Source organism: Pseudoduganella violacea, assembly GCF_014191875.1.
Classification (GTDB): domain Bacteria; phylum Pseudomonadota; class Gammaproteobacteria; order Burkholderiales; family Burkholderiaceae_D; genus Rugamonas; species Rugamonas violacea_A.
Genome location: NZ_JACHXD010000037.1, coordinates 1 through 7765, shown reverse-complemented (window position 1 = coordinate 7765; position 7765 = coordinate 1). Strand labels below are relative to the sequence as shown.

Here is a 7765-nt window from a genome sequence, read left to right as displayed (position 1 = left end):
CGCGTCAAATCGAACGGAAATATGCTTGATCGGCTCATAGTTCCACCTTTTTTGCGCACCAATCTCGCTAAAAGGGTGAATTGATCAGCGCTTCCTTAGAACTGCCATCATCTGCCCCGGCAACTCGTTGTCGGCTAATAAAGTCATTGCGGCCTGGTGTTCCAGTGAACGCGACCGCACTTGCCGGATGAATATTTCGCGATTGTACATTTCCAGTTACTCGATATGCTAATGTTAAAAACGGTTTATATCGTTTTACATCATATGCAGGTGCACAGCATTCTATCGTTTATATATGCGCTTGGCGAGCGCAACACCTTTTCGGTCGGCAGCTACCTTCTCTGAGGAGATCAGTTTTTTTCAGGCATAGCCGAGATTTGACACATCGCTCCGGTCAACATTAACATCATCAGAGTAAACGATTACAGTGCGCCGCACGCAAGCCTGGAAGAAATCAATCGGTGCACCAAGTTCCCCTGTCTGATAGACATATGCAAGGTTGCGCTGCGCCTGGCAGTCACGGCTCATCGCCTTTTTCTCAAGTGAGCGAAAACCTTCGTCTGCAATTGCATGAGCAGCGCTTGCCACGAGGAAAAAATAAAGCAAATATCTTCATTTTATTTAAACCATTTATATAGTATTTTTCATTTAATGATAGGACGAAGGGCGGCCGTGAGAAGCACTTCCAGATCTGCCACGGTAAGCGTCGCCTCCTTGTCCGAGCCAGTTTGAACTACAGCGATTTCGTCTGTTTCTATGCCGCGCATCTTTCTACTCTCGTCTAGAAACTTGCGTACACGTTCAATGGCCTCTATGGTTACGCGTGTTCCCTTGATTATTAATTGCCCGCAACCGGGGCTGGATACCACATCGCGTATATCCCATTCTCATCGTTTGCGAGGTTGAACGCGTGGCGCTCGAAAAAACGATGACGCTCATCCCCGCAGCACAGCAGCTTGATTGGTTCGACGATGTCCGGATCAGCCTTTATGCTCTCGATTAACTCGCTTGCTTTGCCTTGGCCACGTGCCGCGGGATCGGAATAGAGAAACACCAGTTCTGCGTGCGGTGGTCGATAAGAGACACCACTATTTCTAGCGACGATAGCGAAAGTTTCAACGTTCTTTCGGACCACTAAGTGGCCTCCTTTCAGGCCCAGGCGGATGTTTCGCGGGAAGTCCGGCGAAGGATCATCAGTGAACTCGCCTATATGTCTGGCAAGGAAAGTCACGATTTCGCCGTCGTCCATCTTAGTAAAATCCAGCATTGAATTTCCGATGGTACTTATTCTTGGATATCCGTCGTTTTTGCGCCACACATCTTCGGCCACATCTGTTCAAGCGCATAATTCTCTTTTGGGCTATCAATTTGCATTATCATGCCATCTGCTGTGGTGTAGAAGCGTTTGAACCCAGTGTACGCTCCGTAGGAATTTTTACCATTCACTTCCCCGCAAAGAACCGGTAAGGTTGTTCCGCTAACGAACAGTCCCCTATATTGCACGCTGCTTGGATCTTTGAAGTCTTTCGTCAACGCCTGCTTTGCCTGTGCCACGAAGTTTGTGTAGTTGCCGTTGGCCATTTCCTTGCGTTCTCGCTCGAACTTCTCGCGGTCACTAAACAACTTGGTCAGCTGAGCGCCCTTGATCGCCTTATCACCTTTGCCGAGTGAAACAATCCGACGGCTTTCGCGGTCAACACCACAATATGTTGGCGGTTTCCCATCGACGCCCGGCCAAGTTACCTGCATAACCTGTTCGGTACTCTCTGTCTCGTCGATCGCTGCCTCCAAGTGGCGCGCAGCTAGTTTTGTTAATACCGTTTCGCAAATGGTGGCAGCGCCATTTAGACTAAATGGCGCCTGGGCCGTAGGCGCGGTTGGTATCGACGACGTATTGGGTGCGGACACGGTTGTCGGCACCGTTTGAGCCTTAACGGTTTTGACACACTCCGCTCGTTTGGTCGCACTTTTCAAACCATTGCAAGCCTCGATCAGCACGTTTGTTTGTGCGCTTGCTGCGGTGCCCGTGAGCGCGAATACCATTGCTAGCGAAATCTGAACAGCTCGGATTAGGCAACTGAGAGAGGTCATTGCTTTCCTTGCAAACAGTTTATACTGTATTTTTGGTATTTTTCGATCAAAGCCGAGTGGCACCCACAGGGCAATTTTCAGGACGGGTCTCATTCCAAATCTTAACAAGTGATCCTTTGGATTTAGTGTGCCAAAATTCAATCAGCCTTTGTTCCCGACTGCCTATCGAACCTGCCAGCAACGAACAGTCTTCTATCGAAAACGATGCATCAATATCGCCTTTTGTAACATGGAAATGAGGCGGAGCATGTTCCCGAGGACGTATTTCAATTTTCATGCCCTTTATTCTACCCACCTCGTGCTTGGCCTCGTAAAGTGCCCCATCGGCCGCGATGGAATACCCTTCTGTAAAGAGGCTATCAAGGCATTCCGATAGTTGGGCAAGGCTTACGGCACTACTGCATTCATCCAATATCTGGTCGATACGCTTCATGTCATTTTCCTTCGTCCTACAGATGCTGGTGGGTTAGCATTCGTGCGAGTTTTGATCTGGCACGCGCGTCCTGTTCCGCGTCGGCTTCAAGGTCGATCAAAAACCACGCGATACCTGTTGCAAATGCGGTTCCTAACCATTCCAATGATAGGACCAGAATATCCGGAGCATTCGGCTGGACCTGTCCTAAGTTAGTCGAGTAGAAAATTCGCCGCGCTTTGCCATTTCGGAAGTCGTTGGATTCGGACGCGCCAGTATGTAGGACTCCACAGCGTGCGCCCCAAAGATCAGCTGCAGTAGCACCTGATAAAAGGTCTGGATTTCTGTCGATCATGTACTGCTGCACCCACGCTTTGAAGCCCTCATTGCCGACGGCCTCCTTGTCGCTGGCCACCCACGCCAACTGATCGATAGCTGCGAAAAGCAAGATTAGCGTTGCCTCCTTATGGCCGTTCTCGCGAAGACACGCGATTGCCGCTGTATGGCGCATCCCGAACTCCATCACCGGATGTAATGTCGACATTGTCTTTTCCTAGCGCTTCTTGTCGGCGGCCTGGCTCTCATCCTCGGTCAGCTGACGACGATGCAGGTAGACCCCACCAGTCCTGGTCGGAACCGTCTTTAGCGTACCATCGCTTCCGGCACCGATGAGGCCAATCGTTTCCCCCTCGTCTGTGAGGCCAAACGCTGCAACGTTCCAAACGGTAGTCTCATGTTTGAAGTACCAGTCCTCAGCCGGCATGATTTGAATAATGCGCATTGATATTTCCCGCTACGAGGCGGCCTTTCAAAATGGATAGACACCATGCCTACCCCCTCAACGCCAAGGCCCGGTCAGGCCGGGCGTAGGTCACTGCTATGGACGATTTTCTTATTCGAAGCGGGCAAGTCGTTCAATTTCAATTAAACCATTTTGCGCCCAAGTATAGAACTCACTTACAGCTGCCTTGGTGAGTTCGAGTTCCTCGGCATTGTCGACTGGGGTCATTTGCGCCAGGACTTGCTTCAACACTGCGGCAACATCAAGGTGCGTGTCGAGCAGCTTGCGCCTGCCAGCCATCATGATGATCTTAAGTTCATCACTCATCGGCGCTTGCAAGTCCGAGTTTCGCTTCCACACCTCGATCAACTCCCGCACCGCCTTAGTATCGAATTCCACTCGCATAGATTTCCTTGGTCAAAAACGCTCAATTGCGTGAGCCGGAGTCGTCCTGGTGAGAGCCATCAACTCCAAACCACCAGATGGAAAGCATTTTGTGCCCCCATATGCCTACTAAGCAGACGAAAGCTGTCATTGCGATGTAGCCAATACCTGCATATGGGTTTCTGGATCAAACCTTGTGCCGGTACGTTTGAGCCACGCGGCCGCAGCCAGGGCGGCCTCGCGTTCTATATTCGAAAATTGGGACAAAAGGCGCCTGCGCGCCTGTGCGGCGTAGAACTCATGGCGTTCGATCAGCATTACTCTTACTGGCTGCCACATTTGGAAAAGTACGGTGCCCATTACAACTTCCTAGAAGAAGACGTTTTTGGCTACTTCCCACTCTCGCTTTAAAAGCTCTCGTCCTAACCTAACCGAATTGTCGGCGAGTGCCCTCCAGCTGGTACCTGGCAATGCACTGGGATCGAGCAACTTCCACAAACTGCTCAGAAATTCTTTGTCAGCATCTTCAAATTTGTTCTTGCGAGGATTTATACGCAGCTCGATCCGATGAAGGATGACTCTCGCCTCATTAGACAGCTTCTCGGCATTAGGGGCCATCTGCTGGCGTTCAGTATGAGGCGCTTCGTTAAGCTCATTGCGTGCAGTCATCCAGCGATCCGCTGCGCCAATGTATGCGGCGATATCCGCGCGTAATTCGTTGATCCATTCCTGCCTGAACTCAGAAATTTTTGTCCTACGCGTCAGCCATGCTGCAACGATTGCGCCCAACGCGATCGCAATTCCGCTCCAAATTGCAAATGAAAGTACATCCATCATGTTCGTTTCCTTCTAAATATTGATCTTGCGATGACGGGCCAGCAAATCACTTGCGCCGGTCCTGCGCACTCCAACACTACGGCCACAATCAGGGCATTTGCACCGCCCATCGCCAAGCAGTGCAGGCCGTTGCCATGTCGGAACTCGGAAACAATCCGGTTTGATCCAAGGCACCACGGCCAGACGTCTTTGGTCAAGACAGACATGGTCGGCGTCTTACTTGAAAATATGAAAGCACAGAGCCAAAATAAAGCTGACGCCAAGCACGTGCAGCGCATACTTCTTTCGCATAAGTGCCATTGTTTCAGCTGCCAAAATGCCCAGTCCTAAAATTCCAAGCATTATTTTCCTAGGTGTTTGTTAAGCCGTTATCAGGTAGCAAAGCCATGCTGAAGGCTTTGATCGCTGTGACGACTTTGTCGTTCGACCAGTAGAGTGGACGCTCCTTGCCATTGAATGCGATTTCGGCAGCTACACAGGACTTCTCCCGCACCGTGTTATCCGAGTTCAGGAAAGCGTGCAGCGGCATACGCGCCAACTCTGTGGGCATCATGCCAGTACCGTAGATGGTGGTGAGCAGGGCGACATTTCGGACGGGAGACTCTCCAGAAACGGCAGCGACTTTTAGCATGTGGCGCAGCTGCGCTTCTTCAATTACTGGGGCTTTAGCCATTCGTTTTAATGTGAAAATTAAATGTATTCAGAGGCCTGTTGTTTTATGGTACATGTTATTTATCCTCCAAACAAGCCCAGGCCTCAGCCCTCGGAAATGCCCGTGCATGATGGATGCCCCGTACTGTCCTGCTTAACCGGAATCAGGATCGCACCAAGTCAACGACTGCCTCGATTGTTAATCAGATGAATCAGAACTATCTTAGCCGGAAACTATGGCTAAGATTCGATGTAGCCAAGATCATCTCTGCCAAATATCCCCGAAGATATGCAAAACCACCTTCGCTCGGACCAAAGTGATACCCATTTCGACCAGCGTTACCGTCAGAAACACTCTCGACCGTTCCAAGTTCATCGACGAGGCCGAGCCTCAAGGCATCTGGCCCACTCCAGACCTCACCGGTCCCGTAGTCCACATCCGTCTTCAGGTGACTACCTCGACGCCCTTCAAGCTCTCGAACAAAAGCTTGGCCAATCCCCTCAACCAGCTCATGCGCCTTGGCGTCCGCCTCACTGGTGACGGGTGTGAACGGATTGAGAAACGCCTTCAATTTCCCTGATGCATAGACCCGCTGCGAGACCTGCAACTGTGCAATCGCCTTGTCCAGCTGCCACGGTGCCAGGATGGCGCCGATTGAACCCACCAGGCTATACTTGCCGGCCACAATGCGATCCGCCTGCATCGCCGTCATATACGCCGCCGATGCCCCGATGCTGCCGATCACCGCAGTCACTGGCTTCGGATATCTTTTCTTGTAGATAGCAATCGCGTTACCAATCCGCTCCGCCTCAACCGGCGCACCACCAGGGCTATCGATGGCCAACACGATGTGCTTGACCCTTGGGCTTTCAAAGGCTCGTGCCAGCGCCGGCACCACCTTTTCCGCCGAGGCGAGCTTGCCCTCAGCCATTTCGCCCTTGATCTCGATGATGCCGATGACATCCCTGAACGGCCCCAGCGTGACGCCGGACGTTTGGGCCAGGAAGAATCCGCCGAAGAGCAGTGGCACGGCGATCATGGCCAACTTCAAGCCGATATTCCATCGTCTTGCTGACCGCCGCTCCTTGGCCAGTTGCTGCTGTTCCTCACGAAATGACTGACGCTGCTCGCGCATTTCCTGGATGAGCTGCAAAAACACCGCGTCGGTGCCTTGTATCGAGCTGGCTGGATCAGATTCCTTGTTCATGGACATGTTCTCCTTGCTCAGAACTAGCGAGTGCAGCGGCCACCGAGGCCAAGCACAACAGCACCGTAACCTAGCTTGCCGCAATCCTTATTTATTGAAGTAGGCTGATCCGTACTTTCATCTCTCTCTCGCACTGTTGGTGCATTTTCAGCAATGATTGTCTCCAGGTTTTTTTCACGCTCAGCTATAGCCAATCTTGAAGTTGCCTCTTGAATCTTCGAGATTCGGCACTTAACCTGAAACGAGTATGGATATTCGCTGGTTGCAGTAGATTCACGCTGCACGTTCGCAACACTACACAATTCAGATGTGACTACTCTAAAAGCCCGTTCGTCCTCAGACTCCCCAAACTCAGAGTGCAACACAAGTATCTGTGAATTCTTACATTCCTTTACAACAAACATTAGTGCCAGTCTTCCATATATATCTGAAACGTTCATTGTTCCGGATGGCACAAAAATCTTTCGGGTTAGATGATAGTTTGTCATTGGCGAAAGATCGCATACTGAATCATCGGTTGGTCGCCCAGACAATGACACCGCGTTCGCTTCAACAGAGCATGCCATTAATAAACAATAAATCAAAAACAAAATTTCCCTCATATCATCCTCCGGAGAAATTATGAAATTTACCTTTACACTGTTCTTTGGCTTTGCAATTGGAACAATTATCGCAATCAACCAAAGCATCGAAATTATCCTTTTCACTACCATCCTTACAGGTTCTTTAGTATCCATCCTTTACTTCCTGCTTTTGATGGTGAGAAAAATTATAATTAAACTGTTGCCGCAGAAGAAGCTCAAAACGGAAACCCTTAACAATCTAGCAGATTCATCGCTTTTAGGGTTTGACCACCAAGGAGCACTAAAGATAGAAAGTTTGCAGGTTGATGACTAGCACTCATTTTTTCCTCTCTCGAAGTTTTTTCAATGAGGAAAAAATTTGATCAACCTTACCTCGCAGAACATCCGGGTCGTTCTTTGCTTGTTTATTTGCATCACCAAATAAGCTTCGCTCAGTAATGAGGTGATTTTGTGAATCCCTCTTAACTCCAACATCTTCAAATTCCTTATCTCGCGCAAGAATTTCCTTCTCTATACTTTTCCCTCTTTTTTCCACGTTTGTGCGCACTGATGGTGCTACTTGGAAGCCATTAGTGCCTTGTGAAGTTTCCGGTTCCACTGGACTTGGGGCAGTTCTATTTTTAACTTTATTCCTGTATGCCGAAATTTCCTTCGCCAGTTCATCTTGATTTCTAATATTCTTTGCCATAATCTCAAACTGATCAGAAATGTCACCAAAAGAACTAGGGAAGCACTGATTAATTCATCAGGCGCTGCTCCGCGCGGCAGTCGGACCTGAGACAATAGCGGCATCCCCACTGTTCGCCATCGGCCATGC

13 protein-coding genes are annotated in these 7765 nt (G+C 50.0%); all 13 read right to left on the bottom strand.

Annotation, left to right across the window (positions count from 1 at the left end):
• Window positions 1-360: 360 nt before the first annotated feature.
• The gene (locus FHS03_RS27730; RefSeq protein WP_183444141.1) at window positions 361-606 is read right to left on the bottom strand and encodes a hypothetical protein; all 246 of its coding nucleotides are present in this window, start codon (window positions 604-606) and stop codon (window positions 361-363) included.
• A gap of 232 nt (window positions 607-838) precedes the next feature.
• On the bottom strand, window positions 839-1267 hold the full coding sequence (locus FHS03_RS27725) for a GNAT family N-acetyltransferase (RefSeq protein ID WP_183444140.1): 429 nt from the start codon (window positions 1265-1267) through the stop codon (window positions 839-841).
• A gap of 17 nt (window positions 1268-1284) precedes the next feature.
• Window positions 1285-2184, bottom strand: a complete 900-nt coding sequence (locus FHS03_RS27720) for a hypothetical protein (protein WP_183444139.1) — start codon at window positions 2182-2184, stop codon at window positions 1285-1287.
• Window positions 2138-2524 carry a DUF4160 domain-containing protein gene (locus tag FHS03_RS27715; RefSeq protein WP_183444138.1) on the bottom strand — a complete coding sequence of 129 codons (387 nt, stop codon included), beginning with the start codon at window positions 2522-2524 and terminating at the stop codon, window positions 2138-2140. Before FHS03_RS27715 ends, FHS03_RS27720 begins: the two co-directional genes overlap by 47 nt.
• A 16-nt stretch (window positions 2525-2540) precedes the next feature.
• Entirely contained in the window at window positions 2541-3047 is a 507-nt protein-coding gene (locus FHS03_RS27710) for a hypothetical protein (RefSeq protein ID WP_183444137.1), read from the bottom strand.
• A 9-nt stretch (window positions 3048-3056) separates the two neighbouring features.
• Entirely contained in the window at window positions 3057-3284 is a 228-nt protein-coding gene (locus FHS03_RS27705) for a methionyl-tRNA formyltransferase (protein WP_183444136.1), read from the bottom strand.
• A 111-nt stretch (window positions 3285-3395) separates the two neighbouring features.
• Window positions 3396-3683 carry a hypothetical protein gene (locus FHS03_RS27700; protein WP_183444135.1) on the bottom strand — a complete coding sequence of 96 codons (288 nt, stop codon included), beginning with the start codon at window positions 3681-3683 and terminating at the stop codon, window positions 3396-3398.
• Between the two features lie 132 nt (window positions 3684-3815).
• Entirely contained in the window at window positions 3816-4028 is a 213-nt protein-coding gene (locus FHS03_RS27695; RefSeq protein WP_183444134.1) for a hypothetical protein, read from the bottom strand.
• A gap of 9 nt (window positions 4029-4037) precedes the next feature.
• Window positions 4038-4505: a hypothetical protein gene (locus FHS03_RS27690; RefSeq protein ID WP_183444133.1), complete on the bottom strand. Its 468-nt coding sequence runs from the start codon at window positions 4503-4505 to the stop codon at window positions 4038-4040.
• Between the two features lie 349 nt (window positions 4506-4854).
• Window positions 4855-5178, bottom strand: coding sequence for a site-specific integrase (locus FHS03_RS27685; RefSeq protein WP_183444132.1), 324 nt, complete (start codon window positions 5176-5178; stop codon window positions 4855-4857).
• A 196-nt stretch (window positions 5179-5374) separates the two neighbouring features.
• Window positions 5375-6364 carry a S49 family peptidase gene (locus FHS03_RS27680; protein ID WP_183444131.1) on the bottom strand — a complete coding sequence of 330 codons (990 nt, stop codon included), beginning with the start codon at window positions 6362-6364 and terminating at the stop codon, window positions 5375-5377.
• Window positions 6365-6387: 23 nt separating this feature from the next.
• Window positions 6388-7101, bottom strand: coding sequence for a hypothetical protein (locus tag FHS03_RS27675; protein WP_183444130.1), 714 nt, complete (start codon window positions 7099-7101; stop codon window positions 6388-6390).
• Window positions 7102-7264: 163 nt separating this feature from the next.
• Window positions 7265-7636, bottom strand: coding sequence for a hypothetical protein (locus tag FHS03_RS27670; protein WP_183444129.1), 372 nt, complete (start codon window positions 7634-7636; stop codon window positions 7265-7267).
• Window positions 7637-7765 lie beyond the last annotated feature (129 nt).